Origin of the sequence: Sphingobacterium sp. CZ-UAM, assembly GCF_002000245.1 — a bacterium.
GTDB lineage: Bacteria > Bacteroidota > Bacteroidia > Sphingobacteriales > Sphingobacteriaceae > Sphingobacterium.
Genome location: NZ_MTCM01000001.1, coordinates 176433 through 199131, shown reverse-complemented (window position 1 = coordinate 199131; position 22699 = coordinate 176433). Strand labels below are relative to the sequence as shown.

Below are 22699 nucleotides of genomic sequence, written 5' to 3'. Positions count from 1 at the left end.
CTGGTTAGGATAATAAATTAGCAACACTCAATTACAAAACTATACTAATATAACAAAACAACATCAAAACAGCAAAATAAAACCTTACGTACACGATAATATTTATAAAAAAAATAACAAAAGCATAACTCTATTCGTGCCTGAAGTATGTTAATAAGCGAATGATATTTATTATTTTAGAGAATGAATCCATATATGATACAGGCGTAATTGTCCAATAACCTACATTTCACTGTCGTGTTATCATATTTTTAAACAAAAACCAAACAATTTATAAGCAAAGATTGAGATATTGTAATATAATAAATATAAATAATGAAACAACAATTCAACAACCATGGTGTAGCCAAAGTGCAATTCAGGATCTTGTCATTACCCGAAAGTTTACTGGCGGTCGAAGTAAGTGCTATTCGCGAAAATTTTCTTTCTTGGATGGCCGCAAATTTCGCTTTGACCACCAGTCAAAAATTTCAACTGATGACAATGCCCGATGACCTACAAAAAACTTTGAGCCAAGCGATTGCAAATAGTTACGAGCTCGGGCAGCCGGTTCAGTTTTTCAAAGAAACCGCTTCAAAAGATGATCAGCCCGACCTGAAGGATATCGTAATCAATGGTGCTGAAACAATGGCGGAATTAAATAGCCAAAGCAATAGAAAAACAGCCTTCGTAGGGCAGCTCGCAATCAATATTCGCTATAAAGTAAGTATGTAAATTACTGAACGATTATATGTCCAATGATGGACGAACCAGATAAGCACCTTTAACACCAATTTCCGGTTTATTTTTTTGAGAAAATAAACCGGAAATCCACTTCAGAAATTTCCTGACATCAATTTATAATGAAATGAAAAGATTGTACGACAAAATCAGAACACGATTTAATACACTATTTATTTGGCCACGAAAATTATATACCCATAATACCATTGACCAACATTTCAATATGGCTCTGCACTATAATACACATCGAGCTAATATCGCCAGGAGTCTTACACGGCTATCAGACCGACCTTTAACAGTTGGTAAAGCCCTCTACCCTCCGGTGCAGAACGAACAAAGTACCAGTTTAAATGAGAGGATTCCCCTTAACTTCAAAAAATCTTACAGCGTTTGCCTTTGGCAGCCTTATTTCTGGTTGACCGATATTTATTCAGCCTTGATCCAAGGGAACGATCGGCTTACTTTGCTCAACGATACCAACCTATTCAAAGCTGCTGCCCAAGCAGACATATTATTCTTCGGTAGTGGTAATAACTTTTCGGTGAACAATATGCTGGAGCAGATTGACCTTCATAATAAATATGTCATTGTTATCTCGACACATAGTGAACAAGATATACGTATGAATATCAAGTACCGCATTGACCATTGTCAGCATGCATACCTTGTCGATTCACAGGCTGAGTTTGATCAGCTTATTACCCACATATTAACAAAGGCGATCCAACAGGATTAACGGCGATCAAACTACTGCGGATCTCAATTCCCTGCGTAGACAATTTTTTCTTATGAATGGGTGTCATAGTTTTTAGCAGGGTATGCGGTCAATAGCATCTAAGACTGTAACTGCAGACGAATCCAGTTCAACACAAAAAGCAAAATGAGGATATAGAAGATATACTGTTCTACTTTATTGACTTTGGCAGCACCAAATTTCCATACACAGATCCTGTCAATACCTAGTAGCAGGAGGATCGGAATCAAGCCAAACATCCCGATATACATGGCCATTAATTTATCAGGAGCAGAATGTCCCGTAGCCAACACGGTAACCGTGGCCGCTACGCCAATTAAGCCTAATATCCCAAGGATAAAAAAAAGAGTACCCTTAGCTTTAAAGAATTTTATCATTGTTTGTTTTTTGTCTCTATTCCTGTACAGACCACACCAACTTGCTACTCTCGGTCTCATTCAAATTTACACGTTTCAATACTTTAAAAAAACAAGCCCCCGAAAATCGGGGGCAAGTGGTTCAAAGCCGGTTCATTTTTCTAGTTCGCTAGGGAATGTTCCGAACCTTGCAACCAAGATTGATAACTAAGTTAGGTAATTTAAATTATACTAAGCTATAGCTGCTTTTATTTAAAATTCGGGCACAGATTATTCGATACCTTACAACTTATAGAATTTATGGCTAATTTGGGCTGCTTATAAACGTGTAATATCTTTCGCTCGCTAAAGCTTAATCGCAAAAAATGATACAATTGATTTTATTGTTGTTGAATTATATCAGAAAAAGGAGAGGGTGCAAAAATTAATTTATTGTATTTAGGATGTAGGAAAAAGAGGTGCGCCCACCTGGGCTCGAACCAGGGACCAAAAGATTATGAGTCTTCTACTCTAACCAACTGAGCTATAGGCGCATTTTCAAACTTACATTTTGAAGAGTTCGCAAAGATATAAAATCAATTTAAAATAAAAGTAAAACATCAAAATCCAGCTTTAATTAATCGACGACTTCATTAAAATCCCCACGAAGACGATATATCCTATTAATCAATCTGTTTAACAGATTTTCTAAATCGAAAGTTATCGTGAAACCACTCATTATCCAATGTTTAACTAGTGAATTAAATCCTCTAAAAATTCGAAGAATAATTCCATAGCATGGATGTATCGAAATAGCCTTGTTTATCGCATTTTTGTTATATTCGATCTTTAAATAAAACAGATGAGCAATAATATCATTGATAAAGTCGCATTGATTCATATTTCTGATAAGAAAATTTAAGTACCCGTTCAAAGTCCAAAGAGAAACTGTACTTTCCCGGCGGAAAAAGAGAACAGGGTGAAACTGATTTAGCCTGCTTGAAGAGAGAGATACCTGAGGAATTAAATGTCGATATTGTGAAGAATTCAATTCAGTTTTTTGGTATTTTTAAAGCAGTAGCTAACGGACGTGAAAAGGGTTTACTTGCAAACTATATGATTTAAAACTCATTGATTGATAAGGAATAAAGGCATGATATGGGAGAATGTTAATTTTAGTTCGTATTTATAATGGATAGAATCAAACCTTTATTGATATTTATAACCTTGGTATTGTCCCTTAAGTCATTTTCGCAGGAAAAACTCTATTACTTTACCAATGCGGATAGCAGTTTGGTGGGTGTACGTGCAGTATCGGGAAAGGTCATTATCCCATTGCAGTTCCCAATGATCGGCTACTACGATTTAGAAGAACCCATAACGAGCGCTTTTGTCGAATTCTTCTATGCCTATCCGGATACGACAACCGACCCGATGAATCCTAATCAAGCCGTAGGCCGTGTATACGATAGAACAGGGAATTTTATATATACCCCGTTTCTTTATGATAACGGTCCCGATTATTGGCAAGAGGGCATCCGCCGTTATGTATCTAATGGCAAGGTGGGCTATGTAGACCTAAACAATACCATTCTCACGGAAGCTAAAACAGGCTTTGCAAAAATGTTCAACTACGGTTATGCCGCATTTTATGAAGGTGCTGTGACCAAAGTCTATGAACCCGGAGGTGAGCACTGGACAGTATCCCCTACCGATAATAAGGGTAAACACTATCTAATCAACCGAAAAGGGGAAAAGGTGCATGGCCGTAAAAAACCAACTTCAACAAAAGATTACTACTATGGAGAGCTTTACTATCCATATCCCTTTCAATACACTGTTGCCGAAGAGAAAATACTGAACGGTTTAAACCAGTTTGCAGCGATTTCTAAAGTTGACAAACTGCTATCCGGGGATCAGAGCCAATTAAGCCCTATTCAATTTGAAATCATCGGTAGACCATCGGCATACACTCCTTACTATACAATACAAGGCTATAAAGAGCAGCAGGCCGATGACAATTGGGTAATTGAGGCTACCACAAATGGTCAATACTTTTATTCTCGTTATGGAGAACGGACGGCACTCAGTCAATGGATTGATGAACAGCTCACAAAGGAATAAGATCGAACATAAGCCAAGTCGATATAAGAATCTGAAAAAGGGAACAGAAAGCGCGTAAATCATTATAAATTTTTATTATTAAATAATTTTAACGATATTTAATTTTATACGCTTTATTCTCGAATATATTTTTAGATATTCACTCAAATTAACCGTATGAATAGTATAAAGGCCACTGTAACCCATTTTCGTTATAAAAAGCATCCCGGAGATTTATTTAGGGACACCTCTGTTCAATTACTACCGCACCCCTATAAAAATCAATCGGAATTTTGGGTATGGTTTCATCCTTCATACCATCGCAGCGAAGATATTGCGGATCTGAACGAGCTGTATAAACAGTTGCAAAGTTTTTCCTGTCAAGAAGAAATCATCGGAGCAAATCCCGAATTTAGTTACGCCGGTATAACCAGGGAACGCATTACTGAGGAGATAAAACTTCTCGAACACAAAATATATCAGGACTGTTTTGAAAACTTCTATTTATTGCTTATTGAAGGACATATTGAATTGATAGAAAACCAACAGCAATAGAAAAGTGAATCAGTATCTTAATTATTTTTAGCTGAGTGATCTCAGTTCAATTGTTCACAATCACTTTATAACAACCAAAAGATGAATGACTTTCCAAAATTAGAAACAGAAAGACTTATTCTCGACAAAATAACAATGGATGATATCCCACAGATAGTAGCATATCTCCAGAACAAGGTCTTTTCTGATCATACGTCAAATATCCCACACCCCTATCGCAAGGAAGATGCCGAATTTTGGCTTAAACTGTCCGCCGAAGCTTTTAAAAACCGTAAAGGATTTACCTTTGCCATACGGGATAAAAAAGGGAAATTACTTGGGGCAATCGGTCTTCACGATGAAGGCTCGGATAAAGCAGAATTAGGCTATTGGATGGGGATTCCAAACTGGAATAAGGGCTATGTCACTGAAGCCGCAAAAGCGATTATTGATTATGGATTCCGGGAATTGAATTTCAATAAGATCTTTGCTACCTATTTCCAATACAATCCGGCCTCAGGAAAAGTCCTGGGCAAGATAGGTATGAAAAAAGAGGCGTTGCTGAAGCAGCATCTCAAGAAAAATGGAAAATATTATGATATCCCAATGTATTCGATTTTTAAAGAAGATATTGACTAATATTACCTATCGCCCACTATAGCCGGCGGGTTTCTATACAATTTCACCTATAACCAGACCTTATTCTTTTCAGCTAAGACCAATTCGTGGGATCAGACGCTTGCTAAACAATGAAACTGAGTTTATTTTTATCGAAAAATTCGGTAAATTTAAATATAGACAATCACAGAAAGTACAACATGAAAGTATTTGCATTTGCCGGAAGCAATTCTTCCACTTCGATCAATAAACAATTAGTCAAGTTTGTTCTAAAAAGCTTTAGTGACCATGAGATCAATCTGATCGATCTAAACGATTATAACATGCCTATTTTTTCTGTCGACCTGGAAAAAAATGGTTTTCCCGAGGAGGCGCATCGGTTTCTGGATAATATTGCCGAAAGCGATTTTATTATCTGTTCCTTAGCAGAGAATAATCGCTCGTATAGTGCTGCGTTTAAAAATGTTTTCGACTGGGCTTCCCGAATAAATGTAAAAGTATTTCAGGACAAACCAATGTTATTAATGACCACCTCTCCAGGGGGCTATGGTGGCGGAAATGTAATGGCCGAAGCTCTAAAATTTTTTCCACAATTCGGTGCTATCATCAAAGAGAGCTTTTCCCTACCAAAATTCTATGAGAATTTTGATCTCAACAACGGTATCATCAACCCCGAGCATCTTAGCACACTTAACGAAAAAATAGACAACTTTAAGAAACAATTGTCCTAATCATTTCCTATAATAGGTTAAAATGCCTTACTCGAGTAATTCACTTTTCCTATTTACAGCAAACATTATATAAAAAGAAAGTCTCCGTGAGCGGATCAGATCTGGATGATGAAGACAAAAAAGAGGTTGTCTCATAAATGAAATTCACAATTGCAGATCAGAATTAAATTTGGGAGGACAGCTTTTAATTACAGGAATCATGAAAAAAGGATCAAATCTCTGATGAGTTTTGATCCTTTTTCGCTAAATCTAATAAAGCGTCGAAATTTTATTTGATATCAATCTAGTAAAATTGACTTTTGATCAGCCCCTTCTTGAAAACTTTATCTGATTAATTCAGCCAGTTTTTCAGTTAGCTGTTTACCCTTTAAATTAACACCTACAATCTTCCCTTCTGGTGATATCAGATAATTTTGCGGAATTGCCTGGATACCATATAACTGAGCTGCGCTATTTTGCCAGCCCTTTAAATCGGACACCTGTGGCCATTTTAATCCATCTTGTTCGATGGCTTTTATCCAATTATCTTTCTTTCCTGGCTTATCAAGTGATATACCTAATATCTCAAAAGCTGGCCCTTGAAATTGTTTATATATTTTAACCAAATGTGGATTTTCGGCGCGACAGGGACCGCACCAAGACGCCCAAAAGTCCAGTAATACATATTTACCCCGGAAGTCCGATAACTTGAGCGATCTACCATCTGCTGTTGTCTGTTCAAATTCGGGTGCAGGCTGTCCAACACTTAATTTTTTGGCTAGTAAAATTTCTCTTTCCAGTTTCTCCCCTATTGCCGTTTTTCTCAAGTTAGTAGCTAATTTGAAAAAGAGCGGTTCAATAAGACTGACATCATTGCTATAGCGAGCAACTTCCTGAAGCGACAATAAGCTAAAATAATTGTCCGGATTTTCAGCAATGAATTTGCGCTGTGCCTGGATACGCAATTCTTCTATTTTCTCAATTTCTGCTGATACCTGCTTCATTGCCGCCTCATTTTTATTTTTATCCTGATATAAATCAGCACGTATGGATTGCTGTTTAATCAATTGCTTTTCGTAGGGATATAAATATTCCTGATATTTCCGGAAAGCAACCTGCAATTGTCCCCCCTTTACAAGAGATGATTCAAAAGGATCTTGAATAGTAATCTCTGTATTGGGATCAAGAGGATCCGCGTAGAAGGTAAGACGTTGCATAGGTCCTCCCTTTCTATTGAAAAAGGAAGTGCCATCTTTAGAATAAAATAATATAATCTGTGTAGGTTCTTCAATTTTCCCGCTATAAGTGACACTTGAAGATGTTAAACTAACAGAATCTATTTTTAATTTTTGACCAACAAAGTAGCGGACAAATATTTTGGCCTCTGAAGGGGCTGTTCGCCCGTTGATAGACAATTGAAAATCTTGTGTTTGTCCCACCGAAATCCCAATCATAGAAAAGCTCAAAAGAGCCGAAATTAATATTTTTTTCATGTTGTTCGTTAAAGTGATTTGGCTCGCTCCAATAACGCATCAGCCAGTTTAATGATTTTCGAGGTCTCCAGTTCCGCTAAGCCTCTTGCTGCTTCCGCCGCTTTGATCGCTTCCTTCTTTTTCTTCAATGCAATACAGATATCTGCTAGGGTACCTTGATTGGAGTAGCTCGAAGGGTTCATCTCCACTGCCTGTTTTGCCAGAATGTAACATTGTTTTAAGATACCAGGCTTAGCAGCATCTCCCTTTACGTTGGCATTCCGTCGGGCGATAAAACTCAGCTTCTCATCCTCTTCTTTTAATAGCCCCTTCCGTAAGTGGTCGGTCAACGAAACAAATTCTTTTTCGGTGCCATGCGCTGCGGTCCATTCAACCTGATACATCGCCGCATCAATCTTGTACTCCAATTTATTTGACTGTTCAAAATAGGCGAGCCCCTTCCTGAATTCCTCAGCTTTGTTATCACGGATATAACCATACATCGCATACCTCAAGAGTTGCGTTTCCTTGTTTTCAAATTCATCTGCCAAAGCGATACTTTTAAAATAAGACTTATTGGATCCAAAAAATTTACCATAGCGATCCTCATTGCTCTGTGCCATCATTTTAATCGTTTCCCAGCCATTTGGACTACGTAAAAATTCATCCGTAGCGACACTGTCTAGCGTTTTTTTAGCATTATTTGCGGCTTTACTGTCCGTTTGTTCCATCACTTTGATGTAACGCAACAGAAAGTTGGATTCACGAATTCCCTGATCATACTGTTTTCGTAGATTAGGAATCTGATAGTCGGGATCATTCGCCTGTTGTGCCTGTTTTAGGAAAAGCTCGGCTTCCATACGGGACTGCGTCCTATAAATCAATGTACCCTTTTCGTCCAGGAACAAATAGGTAGGAAAGCTTTTTATCTGGTAATTTTTTGCAATCTCCACTCCTTCCCCCACTTCACAATCAAATTTGGTATTAATAAATCGTGTATTAAAGTAGGCTGCGACTTCAGGCTGCGAAAACACATTTCCTTCCATCCACTTGCAGGGAGCACACCAAGAAGTAAATCCGTCTAAAAAAATCAGTTTATTTTCTTTTTTTGCCAATTCTTTTGCCTCACTGAATGTTAACTTTTGGAACTGTATATGCTCTTGTGCCAGCAATATCATAGACTGGACAAAGGCTAGTGATGTTAATAATAATCTCTTCATGAAAGTATTTTTTAAAAAAGGTCTACCCGACCTTTGCCATCAAAGGCAAAGATTGGGTAGGTAAAGAATTATGTTTTATCGTTCGTACTGTGGAATTCCTGGATTTAGGGAAAGTACCTTTGGCGGAACAGGGAGTATCATTCTAGGATCTGTCGATTCCATTTCAAAAACTTGACCTGCCAGTGGATGCTTGATTGATTTCTTATAATTGTCCACAACAAACAAACGTTTCAGGTCGATCAATCTATCAGAAGCCATAAGTGGCATTTCGCGTCGTCTTTCATCAAGCGCCAACTGTAGGGCGACTTTCGGATCACTTGTTGTCAATGCCTTGTTATTTTCAATTCGGCTATTTCTTAATGTATTCAAGAAATCTAAAGCTTCCGTCGTATTTCCTATCCGTGCCGCTGCTTCGGCCGCGATCAAAAATAATTCAGGTGTATTAAACCCAGTGCTAAAATCAACATAAGGTGCGTAAAGTACACGTCCTGGAAACTTCACTAAATTAGGGCCAAAGGAAGCTTGATCTCGACAGAAAAATAATTCATAGCGCTTGTCATTTGCTCCGGCCGGAAGGTCTTTTGCATAATTATCTATCAGTTCCTTCGAGGCATAAAACTCCGCATTTTGTCGCCCCAATGAACTTGTGCCCGAACGGACCCAAACAGACTCTACGTTTGTTCTAGCATCAGGAAATTGTACCGAATTATTGCTCTTTAGACAGACACGTCCCCAAGTTGTTTTGTCTTTATTCGTATAGAGATTGTAGTTGATCAGGTTTTTATTCAGAGCCAGCGCCTGTTTGGCATTTTCCAATGCCTCCTTGAATTTACCCTGATAAAGATACATACGGCTTAGGAAAGAAAATCCGACAGAACGTACTGCTTGAGATTTATTTGACTGTGCAGTACTCAAATGCGGCAGTGCATCCTGGAGATCGCCAAGCACAAGATCATAAATGGCCTGTACGGATACCCGCTCATATTTTTGATTGATATCCTCCTTTATGACCAAAGGTACACCCAAATCCTTGGCTGCAGTGGCTGGATTATAATGAGCAGCATACATATTGACTAAACTCAGATATTCAAATGCTCGGCCGATCTTTGCTTCGGCCCAGACCCTTCTTTTCTCAGTTTCCGAACCATCTGTCGCTCCCAGTACATTATTGATGATCACATTGTATGTAAAGATATGGCCATAAGCTGTCTCCCAATAATGATCTGTTTGGCCATCTTCAAATATCGCACCATGAGCAAACCTATAAAGCTGCTTCTTGACATAATCATAGTAATCAAAACTAGCAGCAGACTGCACATCTTGTGGATCACCGGACTGTAGATTATCGGTTAGGTAATTGGGATAAACCGGGGACGCATTAATTAGTCCTTGATCGTTTAATAATAATTTATAATCATTGAGATTTTCTGGAATAGTAAATCCCTTAGGTTTTATATCTAAGTATTTATTACAACTACTCAATGTCATTAAGCCCAATAGCAATCCTATGTATATTTTTTTCATGATATCTTCTTTTTAAAATCCTACAGAAACACCCAAGTTATAAACCACCGGAGCTGTCACTCCACGGCTAGGTCCTGACATATTTGTACTCGTCGCGATTGTATAACCTACCCAAGCCTCTGGATCCAGATTCTCCTTGTTAGCGGCCCAACGCCAGGCGTTCAATACCTGTCCGGTCAATCGGATATAACTTAGTTTGGTCGGCGCAATCCATTTGCTTGGGAAATTATAAGACAGGGAAATATCCCTCAATTTGATGTAGTCTGCCTTTTGTACAAATTTATGTGCAGCATTATAGATATCCGATATATTACCGGAGGCCGCAGAAATAAAAGCTGGGGCGATATCAGGATTATTTTCATCGCTAGGTTGTTTCCAATAATTCAACCAAAGCTTATCGAAATTACTGTTATAATTCAGTTCTGCGTATTTACTCAGGAACTCTGGATGAACACCGCGCATTACATGTCCACCGTTGTAAATAAACATGAAAGAAAGTGTAAAGTCTTTGTATTTAAATCCATTTCTGAAAGAAACACTATACGGAGGTATTGTCGTTCCCTCGTAAATCAGATCGTCGACTGTCAGTTGCTGCGTACTTTCGACTAGGCTCCCGTCCGCCTTTCTTGCCAAAGGTCTTCCTTTATCGTTCAAACCCGCGTAATCAATACTATACAAGCTTCCCATCGGCACTCCAACGCGGTTTTGAGGCGTATAGTAATAATAGTAAGGTGTATTTTGCTGTACAAAGAGATTCGTGATCTCATTTTTATTATAACTGAAATTCAGGGTACTATTCCAACTAAATTGCTCATGTTGAATAATTTTGCCATTAAGTCCCAATTCAATGCCCCTATTCTGCATATTGCCATAATTGAGTAGTACAAGGTCCCAGCCTAATGTTGGATCTAATGAGGTATTACCCAATAAGTCTTTCGTTTTTTTGTTGTAAAAATCGATACTTCCTGAAAGTCTATTTTTAAATAGGGAAAAATCCAGACCAGCATTCCATACCGATGTGCGTTCCCAACGCAATAATGGATTTGGAGGTGAATCAATTGTAGCCTGTAATTCGCCATTATACGGATTAACAGATTTACTTACTCTCGAAATCAAATATGGTCCATTATCTTTTGGCACATTTCCGTTCACCCCATAGGTCATTCGTATTGCCCAACGGTCCAATGGTTCCCAATTTAATTTTGGCAATTGATACAGTGCGCCAATCGACCATAAAGGTTTGTATTGATTTTTGATATCCGTACCGAAAAGGTTGGATTGATCCACCCGTATGCTTCCACTTAAGGTCAGTTTTTTGCTATATGTATACGATCCGTTCGCATAAAAAGAAACGAATCTATCAATGGCATCACGAAAGCCTTCATCTTTATTTCTGGAAATAGTATAACTATTGAAGAGTGCCTGAGTATTTGGGATCATTATACCAAACAATTCTTCGTTAATTCCTTTAAAGGCCAAGCTACTCTCATCATAACCATATTTAAAAATATTGGTATAACGATTGTGAACCTGTCTCCGTTCTGCACCCGCGATTGCGGCGATCTCATGTTTATCCCTAATATTATTCTGATAGTTGAATTGACCACGGATGGTATAGCTATTGACATCATTACGCTGCTCCAAGAATTGTCCGCCTTGCGGAATATTGCGCTTGATTACACCGTCTGTTCCAATTTGTGTGGCATCATTGACCATGCCAGCAACCGATTGAGCATTCTTTCTATTGATTGTACCCTTATACCCTTCGGTTCGTTCATTTTGGTAAGATAGATCAAAATCCAATCCTTTAATAATTTTAAAGTTAGCCCCAAAATTGAAATTGATATACTTATTATAGAACTTTTCATGCACAGCTGAAACATGGTTCAACGGGATATAAGTTTCATCTTCCAAACCTAACCTGTTTAATCGGTCTATCTCAAATTGAGATTTGGATCCATACCATTGCGCAGGTGATCCATCTTCATTACGCAATAAGAAATAGGAAGCTTTTGTCCCCACGTATTTCTCATTAAAACCGATATAGTTATCATAGAAATTAAAGCCGATATCGCCTTCTCTATTTTGGTTTTTTCCCAAGATGTTAGCTCTAAAATTGAACCAGTCAGTCACCTTAAAATTATTTTTCAGGCTGAATCCCAGCTCCTTATTCGTTGCCCTTCCTTTGTTATAGTCTCCTGGTTGTGTATAATTAAGGGAGTAGTGATAAGTGTAACGATCTGATCCACCGGAAATCGCCAAATTATGCTGTTGATCAAATCGGGTTGTGTTCAGAAATTCCTTCATTTGGGTAAATCGGTCACGATTACGATAGACGTCCAACTGTTTCTCCATTTCCTCTTCAGAGATCACTCCTCCTTTGTGATTATAAAGAATTCGGTAAACGTCGTTCATTGCTTTTCGGGGATCAATCGCTGCATAGTCGCCTGATCTATAATTGAACATCTGTTTTTGAAAATCGACCAGTTCCGAACTACTCATCTGGTTGAGATACTTCCGGCTCGGGAGGCCACGGAAGGACAAGGTATTGCTATAATCAACCTTGGTTTTACCTGCAGTACCGATCTTTGTTGTGATCACGATAACACCGTTGGATGACCGTACACCATATATTGACGCTGCTGAAGCATCTTTTAAAACAGTGATAGATGCAATATCATTGGGATTGATCGCGGTGAGGTCACCTTCGTAAGGCATACCATCCACAACAATTAAAGGTGCCGCCTGAGCATTGATAGTTGAACGTCCACGTACTTCGATACCGAGATTATTTCTTTCATTTTGCGGGCTGGAGGTATTACGAACCAAATTCAGACCGGGGAGCAATCCATCAATCCGATCCAAAAGATTGGGTTGCAATCGCCCTTCCATATCTTCCGCCGTCACCTGTGCGAAGGAGCCTGCAGCCCGCTCTTTATTGATTTTTTGGTATCCTGTATTTACAGTGACGTTAACTTCCTGCAATTGCGCATCTATTACATGTAGCCGAATTGTTCCAAGATCAGGTTTTACAGGTAGTGAAAGTGGCGAAAATCCGACCATTGTAATCTCTAACAAATTCTTTGTACTGACGTTACCGATTTCAAAATATCCATTTTGATCTGTAGTCGTACCCTGCGGTACACCTTTAACACGAATGGTTGCACCTTGTAATGGACGATCATTATCATCAACAATAAATCCCCTGATCAGTATTTTTTGATCTGATAAACCAGTGTATCTAGATATACTTGCTGCATTTTCGGCTTTTTCATGTACAACGATAATCTTCCCCTTAATTTCAAAACTAAGATTCAGATCATTCAATAATTTTTCGAGTGTTCCATTCAATGTGCCTTTTTCGATGTTCAGATTAACTTTCGTATCGGGATCAATTGTTTTCGCCGCCCATACATAGGAATAGCCCGTCTGTTTATTGATCGTCGAAAAAACCTTTCTCAACGAAACAGATTTTTCATGAATAGATACACTTTGTCCGTAAGTTTTAGCTCCAACATGAAGCAGGCAACAGGACATCATAATGGTTGTAAGCGATATACGCATAATGTTTCCCCTCCAATGCGACCTTCCCCAAAAGTCCGTCCGATCGCTGTTTTTCATAATTTCCGTTTGTCCGTGTAGGGCACGACAAACTTCTGCATAATTTTTATACATTTGTTTTAGGTTAAGAAATAAAATTCAGTTACAGTTAGCATTGCTTGACCAGAAGCCCTATTTGTTGCAAGCGTCTAGGGCTTCGTCTTTTCAATTAGATCGTTTTTTATCTACATAAATCGTATTTTCTTTAAATTTAAAATTGACTTTTCCTGTACTCTCTAATACATTGATAATATCTTTTAGACGGCTATTGCGTGACAGCATTCCCTCAAATTTTTCCGACTTTATCTCATGATCAAGGTAAACCACGTTGACATTATACCATGCGGATATATCCTCCATAATAACTGACAATCGTTCCGAGTTGAATATAAAATAACCTTCTTTTAGGGCATTGCCTATTTCGGTATCTATACCTCGGCGTTGGATGCGGCCCGTATTCATATATGCCTCCTCTCCAGGAGATAAGATAATTTGTCTTTCTCCCTGCTGAACCCTTACTTTTCCTTCGTATAATGTCGTCCTAAAATCACTTAAATTTCGATTTGCTTTAACATTAAAATGTGTACCTAATACCGTCACGTGAATATTTCCGGTCTGAACAATAAATGGTTTCAATTTTGGTTGTTCTCCTGAAGGAGAATATCTCTTTGCTACTTCAAAATAAGCTTCACCGATTAGTCGGACCTGTCTGAGACTATCCATTTCATAATAATCCAATTGCGTTTCGGCATTCATCCAAACTTTGGTACCATCCGGCAGGAGAACGGCCATTTTACCACCTTTAGGTGTTGAAATAAGCAAGCTATCATTTCCTTTAGCCTCACGAGCAGGTAGAGAAGTGAAAGATAACATCGTATCTTTAGGTGAAATTGTGATCGAATCACCATTTTTCAGGTAGATTGTTCCTGCGGTCCTGGCTGGAAGAATTTTGACGTCTGGACTGTCTTGATAGCTGGAATCCGTCAGATAATGGGTAAAGAACAATGTGAATGCACCAATTAGCATCGCAGCGATTCCATACAACCAAATCCTCCGGTAAGGGGAAATAGTTTTTGGAGTACCTAGATGCTCCTGTTCAAAAGTCTCAAAGGAAGTTTCCCAATCATAGGCAGACAAACCCTTCAAATCTCTTGCCAACAACTCCTTATTGTCCAACATATCACATATATCCTGGTTCGAAGCCGCATTGAGGCGCCAAGAATCCAACTGTAATTGTTCCTCATCACTTAATTTCTCAAGTTTTGACTTACTCAATAAATAGATGATATATTCGGTTGTATGCTCCATATTGCTTTATATACTTAAAACAATATTTCGATTTCGTTTCTCTAAAGAGCTGGAGAACATATTTATAACAAATTGAAAATCAAATTCATAATTTACAACCTAATAATACAAGAAGAGTAACAGTAGACAAAAAAACTGATCAGGCCTAAGCCTTTGTCTTAGAAGTTCAATTCCTCTTTTCTTTTGATTGTATACCGTACTTGTGGTAATACCTAAGGAAACCGCAACTTCATGAGGACTTAAATCTTCAACAACCAGCTTGTATATTACATTTCGACATTGTTCTGGCAAGGTCTCTATTGCTCCGTGAACCTCGCGCAGCGTTTCCAGATAGATCATTTGATGGCTGATTGGCAAGTCTATCAGATCGACATGTGTGGTATAATTATCTACAAGCTCTTGTGATCTCTTATGTTGTTGAATCCGATTAAGTGCGGCATTTCTACAACTGGTATATAAAAAACTCCGGATCGATTCAAAATGATTAAAATCGTCCCGCCTTTCCCATAATTTTAAAAAGACATCTTGGACAATTTCCTCGATAATACCTTTATCCAAGCTCATTTTTTCGAGAAAATAACACATTGGACTATAAAAGGTTTTGTACAAGAACTTTAAACCTTCCCTTTCACCTTCACGAAAAGATTCGATGAAATCCTGTTTATTGCGTCCTTGATTTACCTTGTTTTTCACATTTCAATATTACTTAAATTTTAAATAATTATGAACCGTATAAGTTTAAAATTTCATTTTCTGTTAGTTATATATCCAAAAGGGTATAAATTACTTGCTATTTCTTATAATTCTAACGCTGCGGGCTCCTCATAATATTCCTCATTCCATTTCGCCAACTGGCACATAATTGGAATAAGTGCCTTGCCTTTTTCAGTCAGAGCGTATTCTACCCGAGGAGGTAATTCTTTAAATTCTTCTCTCAAAATAATTCCATCTTCCTCCAATTCTTTTAATGAGGAAGTCAGCACTTTTCTTGAAATATTTTCGATCAATGCATCAAGTTGCCCAAATCGGGCTTTCCGATCTCTTAGTGTATATATTATAATGGGCTTCCATCTTGTTCCCAAAATTCCCATAGAGCGTTGCATCGCGCATGAACAATTTTTAAAATCAGTTCTTTTCATTGCCAAAACATTTGATAGTTACGCAAAGGTAACTACTTTATACTATCAATAGTTACAAAAATATACTATTTAAAATATCTTTGTAATGAAATTCGCAAATGATATAAAAAAATGAGCATACAAACACTTTTCAGTCCATTTCAATACAAAAATCTTGTATTAAAAAACCGTTTCGTCATGGCTCCTATGACACGAGCATTTTCTGTTGACGGGATTCCTGGAGATGTCGTTACAGGTTATTATGAACGGCGGGCAGCCGGAGACGTAGGTTTGATTCTAACCGAAGGTACTGTTATCGAAAGACCAGCGTCAAAAAATTTAAAGGACATCCCAAATTTCTATGGAGACCAAGCACTAAAGGGGTGGAAAAACATCCTAGATGCTGTCCACGCAAAGGGAGGTAAAATAGCTCCTCAACTGTGGCATGTAGGGTATACGCCCATGCAGTGGACGCCGCCGGCAGCTTTTGAAAGTCCCGACACAATGACTTTGGCCGATATAGAAAATACGATTCAAGCCTATGCTAATGCAGCAAAATCTGCAAAAGAGCTAGGTTTCGATGCCTTTGAAATACATGCTGCTCATGGTTACTTGATTGATCAATTCTTTTGGGAGGAGATGAACCACAGATCAGATGAATTCGGTGGGAAAACGATAAAAGAGCGTTCCAGATTTGCTGTCGAAGTAGTGAAAGCAATGCGAAAAGCCGTTGGACCCGATTTTGTAATTATCATCAGACTATCACAATGGAAACAGCAAGATTACGCTGCGAGATTAGCACCTACCCCAAAGCTGATGGAAGATTGGATCTTACCATTAGTCGACGCGGGCATAGATATTTTCCATGGAAGTCAACGACGTTATTGGGAGCCAGAATTTGAGGGCAGTGATTTAAATTTCGCCGGATGGCTAAAAAAAGTCTCTGGTCAACCGACAATAACTGTGGGTTCAGTAGGACTTGATAAAGATTTTGGAGAGGTATTTACAAATTCAGAATTTAAGTCATCTCCAGCTTCACTAGACGAATTGGTACGTCGATATGAAAGAGGGGACTTTGATTTGGTCGCTGTAGGTCGGGCGATCTTACAAGATCCAAATTGGGTAAAGAAAGTTCAAGCAGAACAATTTGAAGACTTATCTGTCTTTGAGGCAAAAAGCTTAGCAACTTTGTCTTAGCTAGATCAATGATCTAAGTATTTTGATGACCCCTATCAACAGCCATAAGATAAAAACACATAAAAGACTGTTATTAAACTTTATACATAAAACAAGATATCCACTCGTATTTGGGTATCTTGTTTTTAAGAAGTCTTAGGAAGTTCCATAACCTAAATATTAATCGCCTTTGGATATAGAGGCATTATTAATAACTTGCAGTCAAAATGTATTTAAGCCTATCATCATGTCCGATGCACATGTTTATATAATTAGTGGATTAGGTGTCGACCAAAGAGTATTCAATAAAATAAATTTTAAGGGCCTAAAAGTTACCTACTTGGAATGGATCACTCCGGTTTCAAACGAATCAATTTCATGCTATGCGCGCCGGTTATCGACTAAAATTACGACAGAAAGCCCCGTTCTTATTGGTTTATCTTTTGGAGGGATGGTTGCCATGGAAATAGCTAAAATGATCGATGTAAGACAAGTTATTTTACTCGCATCTGCAAAAGATGATAACGAACTTCCTAAACTTTATAAACTTATCGAGACACTAAAGTTCCATAAATTTATTCCTGCTCCAATTCTAAAATCACATCATATTTTATCAAATTATTTCTTTGGTGTTAGCTTAAAAGAAGATAAAAAGTTACTGAAACAAATACTTCGAGATACGGATACTAAATTTTTGTCTTGGGCGATTAATCAAATCGTCAATTGGAAAAACAGGGCTATCCCCAACAACTTGATCCATATCCATGGCAGCAAAGATCGCATTATCCCCATTAGAAATGTAATCCCCACTTTCGTTATTCAAGGAGCTGGTCATTTTATGACTATCACACATGCAAAAGAAATCGAAACGCTCTTACAGAAGATATTACTAAAAGATCTAAAGCATTCATAGCTTTATCTAATCAGTGAGGATCTATCATTCCTTGCACTACGAATCTATTCTATGTGAACTAACAGGGCTATTCTCCTCCCTATATAATAATCTTATAAAACAATAACAGTAAAAAAGAAGTTATAAAATAGAATATTGGTTTTCACAATTCATTCAGCGCGGTCATCAGATCTCAAATAAATAGCAAGTATGTTCAAAAGACTTTTATTTTATTTCCTATTCGTTCATCTATTACGCTCTACAATGCAAGCACAAGACAAACTCGCGCTAGATCCGAAACTGGAAGTCGCGGCATCTTTTGGACCATACCGTCCCATAGGCGTTAGCGCAACTTCGACAAATAGATTATTCGTATCATTCCCCAAACAAAACAAAGATTATCGGTACGCTCTTACTGAAATCATTGATGGTAAAAGCATTCCCTATCCTAATAATGCATGGAATAGCCCAGGGGACGAAAGCTCACATTTTGTAAACGTTCAGGACATCTTTGTGGATGCACAAGACAACTTATGGGTATTAGACTCTAAACCATCAACCTCTGGGTCTATTTTCAGCCCTGATGATGCGGCTTCCACCGGACAATTCAAACTCCTTAAAATCGATACAAAAAATAATCAAATAGTACGAATTTATACATTTGATGATCTTGACAAAGCGAAATCAGGATTGAACGATGTACGCATTGACCTTGAAAAAAATCTAGCCTATCTTTCCGATCCTGGTCAGGCCGCAATAATTGTGCTTGATCTTCAATCAGGAAACAGTAGAAAAGTACTGGAAAAAAGCTCCTTCACATTAGCTGATCCGGAAGTTGTCATCTCCTATTCCGGCATAGACATGCGCTATAAGGACGGTAAACCTTTTCTTTCTCACGTTAATGGGATAGCGCTAAGTCATGACTTCAATTACTTCTATTTTAAGCCAATTAATAAAAAGCACTTATACCGCATCGCTACAAATTACCTTGCGGATGATACACTATCCCAATCAGCCCTGCAAGACAAAGTAGAAGATATGGGAAATGTAGGCGTTACACATGGCTTGCTTGCGGATCGGAACGGCAACATTTATCTGACAACCTCAATGGATTACAGTATCAAATACCTGAGTCCTGATGGACAAATTCATCTCTTGACACAGGACCCCAGATTGCTATGGCCGGATTCTTTGGGTATAGATGGTAATGGTTATCTTTACTTTTCATGCGCACAACTATCCAGAGATCCGCAATGGAATAATGGCATAGACCGGGTTGAATTACCCTATCAGGTTTATAAAATAAAGTTGCCAAAGTGATGATGTTTACTTTAAAAAACACATACATGAAGTCATCGATAAAACAGTTCGCACTAGTACTGCTCAGCCTCGTCTATTCGTTATCAAACGCGCAAACAGATCGCCCTGTACTGGATATTATGCTCAATAATTATCAATATCCATATGAAGTACATTACTTGAATTTAAACAGTCAGGGTGAAAAAATAAAAATGGCCTATATGGATGTCAGCTCGCAGCAACCAAATGGTCGCATCGTTTTACTACTCCATGGCAAAAATTTCAATGGTGCGTACTGGAAAGCAACCATTCAGGCGCTAAACTCGGCCGGGTATCGTGTTATAATACCTGACCAGATTGGTTTTGGAAAATCTTCGAAACCCACAGCATATCAGTTTACCTTTCAACAACTAGCCCAAAATTCAAAATTGCTTTTAGACAGATTGGGACTTAATAGGGTCACCTTACTTGGCCACTCTATGGGTGGTATGCTTGCAACGAGGTTTACATTAATGTATCCCGAAACTGTCGAAAAACTTGTATTAGAAAATCCCATTGGGCTGGAAGACTGGAAACTTGTCGCTCCTTATACTTCCATCGATCAAAATTTTCAAACGGAATTAAATGCTGGATATGAATCTGCAAAAAGGTACCAAAGTAATTTCTATTACGACAACAAATGGAAGCCAGAATATGACGAATGGGTATACCTGCTTACGGGTTGGACAAAAGCTAAGGATTATTCCGTTGTTGCCATGGTAAATGCCAAGACATCAGACATGATCTTTACTCAACCTGTTGTTTATGAATTTCAACATATAAAAACCCCCACCCTTCTTATCATTGGCACGCGAGATAGAACTGCGATCGGTAAAGCCAATGTAAAAGATCCTAAAGTAGCCGCAAAAATGGGTCTGTATCAGTATTTGGGAAAGGAAACTCAGCAAAAAATTAAAGGATCAAAACTCGTTGAACTTGATAACGTCGGACACCTGCCCCATATTGAAGCGTTCGACCGATTTATCAAACCTCTTATTTCGTTTCTGAAAGACTGATACTATTATCTCTTCCGTCTAAGAGCTCCGCAAAAAGAGCTCTAGTATATTATTGTTGAATAATAACAATTATTCCTGCTTCACATTACTTTTCATCCACTTAATGCTATGGTATGTCTACGTTCTACGAAAAATAAGAAGTGTATAAACTGCGTTTAGCTCAAAAAAAGAAATTAGCCAGCAAACCGCTAATCAAAATCCCTTTTATCATTTATTCTTCACCGATAGAAAAGAAGGCAAAGCGCCCTGATTTCGACTATCAATATATTTAGCAAAAAAAATCAATAAAATTTTACAAAACTAATATTTTTAGTATATTTGAATATCAATTTTAGACAAGGTCTTTATGGAACAGGCAAAAGGATATGACAATAAGGAATTACATGTTGGCGATATTGTTCGCTTTCATACACCCTATCCGGATGAAGATCCTCATACAATCTTTATTGTACTTTGGTCGTATTACGATCCCGAAGGTAGATCATCCAGAGCTGAAGTGGTAAAATTTGATCCAGCTCTGAAGCATTATCCAATGATTCAAAAATGGTATATCCGCGATCTGGAAAGAGTACCAGAAGTCAGCCCTGAATTGCTCCAACAGATTGCGTTATTTATGAAAAGTAAATTAGGGAATGCGATCATAAGCAAGTTAATTGTTTAATTACAGTCCGACAGAAAAGTAAAAACAATGGAAAATAAATTTAAAGCAAACAGAGAATTTACGTCGCGTCCCATATGGACCGATTGGCGTGAGCAGCTTAAAGAAAGCGAGATAAATGGTTTATTTCAACGGCTCGAGGAAATGGACCGGGAGAAACTTGTTGATTGGCTCCAATGGTATAATCCCAAAGGTAATTACACTGATCGTAAATGTATGCATAATGGTGTTAAGCCTCTTTGTAAGTCAAAGGCGGTAGAATACACCTACAAAGCGATCTTGCGAAATCATACGAAAAAGCAGGTTAATCGTGTTTCGCATGGTCCAATACAACTTATGTTCAACAACTAATTGTTCAGTACATGGAATCTTTCATCAAACAGATTATCGGTTATCAATTACCAAAAATCATCGCAATGAATTCTCAGTCAAAGGATTGGCGCTATCAACTCCTGGATTTAAAAGATAAATCCCTTTTTGACAGGCTCACGCACATGAAACGTCAGGAGTTGCTGCAATGGCTTCAATGGAATGATTGCAATGGAATTTACACAGATTACGACTGCATTCGGAAAGGTATTCCTTTATTGACCAAAATGCAGGCTTTGACCACCGTCTATCATCACATTATGCGAGACCATGAAAATTGGGACGGCTATATGGGGAAAGAATATATCCGTGAAAATATCTTTTAAACAATCCGTATATTATCCTCTTTTAACATACTCTTCTAGGGTTCTTTGGTTTTTAATAGCAGCGCCGATGGTATTGTTAAAATAGACATACACTTCCTTACCCTCAGCTAACCATTCCTTGATATAACCTTTATACTCATGTAAAACAGCATTCTCATAACTTCCCTTATAATCACCTTCTGGACCGTGAAAACGCAGATAGATGATATCATTTTCAGTATGCATCCTATTGTTTATTCCAAAACCATCTTTGTCGTGTAACACCAAATTCATACCATAAGAATTTAATAAGATTAATGTTTCCTGACAATACCAAGACCGATGACGAAATTCAACACAGATGTGCCAACCTAAACTTCGTGTATCTGTCGCAATGCATTTTAACAGTTCATCTAATTTGATCAGCAAAGAAAACGTGGCTGACGGAGGTAATTGTATTAATAAACATCCCTTCTTATTACCCACTGCGTTGATGATATCCAAAAATCTAACAACATCACTAGGTTCAAAAATCAAACCTTTTTGATGGGTAATTCCCTTCCAAAGCTTAAAAGTAAAACGAAAGTTATCACTTGTTTCCTGAGACCATCTAGCGACAGTTTCCTTACGGGGTATTTTGTAAAATGAGCTGTTTACCTCCAACGAATTAAACAATAGACTGTATACAGAAAGCCTACTTCTGTCCTTTAGACTGTCGGGAAAATAACTTTTATTCTTATAAGGCAACAGGATTCCACTTGTGCCTGAAAAATATTGAACCTCCATAACACTAGAACAATTGAAACGAACAAATAGATCAAATTTCAAATAATACTTTACAAGTCCACTACTTGAAATGGGCTGCGAACAATCTGCCGTAGGTTTCCATACGAACATATTCCGTTCTCTTTGACAATGATTTAGGT

At 38.0% G+C, this 22699-nt stretch carries 22 protein-coding genes, 1 tRNA gene and 1 pseudogene; 14 read left to right on the top strand and 10 right to left on the bottom strand.

Annotation, left to right across the window (positions count from 1 at the left end):
• Positions 1–315: 315 nt before the first annotated feature.
• Positions 316–714 carry a hypothetical protein gene (locus tag BWD42_RS00860; protein ID WP_077432597.1) on the top strand — a complete coding sequence of 133 codons (399 nt, stop codon included), beginning with the start codon at positions 316–318 and terminating at the stop codon, positions 712–714.
• A 133-nt stretch (positions 715–847) separates the two neighbouring features.
• Complete coding sequence (locus BWD42_RS00855; RefSeq protein ID WP_077432596.1) at positions 848–1459, top strand: hypothetical protein; 612 nt, start codon at positions 848–850, stop codon at positions 1457–1459.
• 98 nt (positions 1460–1557) lie between these two features.
• Here the strand turns inward: BWD42_RS00855 and BWD42_RS00850 are convergent, their stop codons facing one another.
• Together BWD42_RS00850 and BWD42_RS00845 are read right to left on the bottom strand one after the other, a co-directional pair.
• Positions 1558–1854: a hypothetical protein gene (locus BWD42_RS00850; protein ID WP_139350973.1), complete on the bottom strand. Its 297-nt coding sequence runs from the start codon at positions 1852–1854 to the stop codon at positions 1558–1560.
• 438 nt (positions 1855–2292) lie between these two features.
• Positions 2293–2366 (bottom strand) — tRNA-Ile (locus BWD42_RS00845).
• A gap of 388 nt (positions 2367–2754) precedes the next feature.
• Between BWD42_RS00845 and BWD42_RS25145 the strand changes: the two are divergent.
• From BWD42_RS25145 to BWD42_RS00820, 5 genes and pseudogenes are all read left to right on the top strand, one after another.
• Positions 2755–2937: pseudogene (locus BWD42_RS25145) on the top strand (NUDIX domain-containing protein); the annotation flags it as partial.
• 66 nt (positions 2938–3003) lie between these two features.
• Positions 3004–3936, top strand: coding sequence for a hypothetical protein (locus BWD42_RS00835; RefSeq protein WP_077432593.1), 933 nt, complete (start codon positions 3004–3006; stop codon positions 3934–3936).
• A 156-nt stretch (positions 3937–4092) separates the two neighbouring features.
• Positions 4093–4470 (top strand): hypothetical protein, encoded by a 378-nt coding sequence (locus tag BWD42_RS00830; RefSeq protein ID WP_077432592.1) that lies wholly within the window; start codon positions 4093–4095, stop codon positions 4468–4470.
• 81 nt (positions 4471–4551) lie between these two features.
• Positions 4552–5088, top strand: coding sequence for a GNAT family N-acetyltransferase (locus BWD42_RS00825; protein ID WP_077432591.1), 537 nt, complete (start codon positions 4552–4554; stop codon positions 5086–5088).
• A gap of 179 nt (positions 5089–5267) precedes the next feature.
• Positions 5268–5798 carry an NADPH-dependent FMN reductase gene (locus tag BWD42_RS00820; protein WP_077432590.1) on the top strand — a complete coding sequence of 177 codons (531 nt, stop codon included), beginning with the start codon at positions 5268–5270 and terminating at the stop codon, positions 5796–5798.
• 323 nt (positions 5799–6121) lie between these two features.
• Here the strand turns inward: BWD42_RS00820 and BWD42_RS00815 are convergent, their stop codons facing one another.
• From BWD42_RS00815 to BWD42_RS00785, 7 genes are all read right to left on the bottom strand, one after another.
• Complete coding sequence (locus BWD42_RS00815) at positions 6122–7270, bottom strand: TlpA family protein disulfide reductase (RefSeq protein ID WP_077432589.1); 1149 nt, start codon at positions 7268–7270, stop codon at positions 6122–6124.
• Positions 7271–7278: 8 nt separating this feature from the next.
• On the bottom strand, positions 7279–8469 hold the full coding sequence (locus BWD42_RS00810; protein WP_077432588.1) for a thioredoxin family protein: 1191 nt from the start codon (positions 8467–8469) through the stop codon (positions 7279–7281).
• A 75-nt stretch (positions 8470–8544) separates the two neighbouring features.
• On the bottom strand, positions 8545–9993 hold the full coding sequence (locus BWD42_RS00805) for a RagB/SusD family nutrient uptake outer membrane protein (protein WP_077432587.1): 1449 nt from the start codon (positions 9991–9993) through the stop codon (positions 8545–8547).
• Between the two features lie 12 nt (positions 9994–10005).
• Positions 10006–13668 carry a SusC/RagA family TonB-linked outer membrane protein gene (locus BWD42_RS00800; protein WP_077432586.1) on the bottom strand — a complete coding sequence of 1221 codons (3663 nt, stop codon included), beginning with the start codon at positions 13666–13668 and terminating at the stop codon, positions 10006–10008.
• Between the two features lie 90 nt (positions 13669–13758).
• On the bottom strand, positions 13759–14901 hold the full coding sequence (locus tag BWD42_RS00795) for a FecR family protein (RefSeq protein ID WP_077432585.1): 1143 nt from the start codon (positions 14899–14901) through the stop codon (positions 13759–13761).
• Between the two features lie 99 nt (positions 14902–15000).
• Complete coding sequence (locus BWD42_RS00790) at positions 15001–15594, bottom strand: RNA polymerase sigma factor (protein ID WP_077432584.1); 594 nt, start codon at positions 15592–15594, stop codon at positions 15001–15003.
• 104 nt (positions 15595–15698) lie between these two features.
• Positions 15699–16040, bottom strand: coding sequence for a winged helix-turn-helix transcriptional regulator (locus BWD42_RS00785; protein WP_175991924.1), 342 nt, complete (start codon positions 16038–16040; stop codon positions 15699–15701).
• Positions 16041–16151: 111 nt separating this feature from the next.
• Here BWD42_RS00785 and BWD42_RS00780 point away from each other — a divergent pair, with 111 nt between their 5' ends.
• From BWD42_RS00780 to BWD42_RS00750, 7 genes are all read left to right on the top strand, one after another.
• Positions 16152–17216 (top strand): NADH:flavin oxidoreductase, encoded by a 1065-nt coding sequence (locus BWD42_RS00780; RefSeq protein ID WP_077432583.1) that lies wholly within the window; start codon positions 16152–16154, stop codon positions 17214–17216.
• Positions 17217–17385: 169 nt separating this feature from the next.
• Positions 17386–18108 (top strand): alpha/beta hydrolase, encoded by a 723-nt coding sequence (locus tag BWD42_RS00775; protein WP_254846150.1) that lies wholly within the window; start codon positions 17386–17388, stop codon positions 18106–18108.
• 243 nt (positions 18109–18351) lie between these two features.
• On the top strand, positions 18352–19407 hold the full coding sequence (locus tag BWD42_RS00770) for an L-dopachrome tautomerase-related protein (protein ID WP_139350972.1): 1056 nt from the start codon (positions 18352–18354) through the stop codon (positions 19405–19407).
• Between the two features lie 26 nt (positions 19408–19433).
• Positions 19434–20441 carry an alpha/beta fold hydrolase gene (locus tag BWD42_RS00765; protein ID WP_139350971.1) on the top strand — a complete coding sequence of 336 codons (1008 nt, stop codon included), beginning with the start codon at positions 19434–19436 and terminating at the stop codon, positions 20439–20441.
• Positions 20442–20787: 346 nt separating this feature from the next.
• Positions 20788–21102 carry a hypothetical protein gene (locus tag BWD42_RS00760; RefSeq protein ID WP_077432580.1) on the top strand — a complete coding sequence of 105 codons (315 nt, stop codon included), beginning with the start codon at positions 20788–20790 and terminating at the stop codon, positions 21100–21102.
• A 27-nt stretch (positions 21103–21129) separates the two neighbouring features.
• The gene (locus tag BWD42_RS00755) at positions 21130–21450 is read left to right on the top strand and encodes a hypothetical protein (protein ID WP_077432579.1); all 321 of its coding nucleotides are present in this window, start codon (positions 21130–21132) and stop codon (positions 21448–21450) included.
• An 11-nt stretch (positions 21451–21461) separates the two neighbouring features.
• Positions 21462–21794: a hypothetical protein gene (locus BWD42_RS00750; protein WP_077432578.1), complete on the top strand. Its 333-nt coding sequence runs from the start codon at positions 21462–21464 to the stop codon at positions 21792–21794.
• Positions 21795–21806: 12 nt separating this feature from the next.
• Here the strand turns inward: BWD42_RS00750 and BWD42_RS00745 are convergent, their stop codons facing one another.
• Positions 21807–22670: a DUF72 domain-containing protein gene (locus BWD42_RS00745; RefSeq protein WP_254846149.1), complete on the bottom strand. Its 864-nt coding sequence runs from the start codon at positions 22668–22670 to the stop codon at positions 21807–21809.
• Positions 22671–22699: the final 29 nt, after the last annotated feature.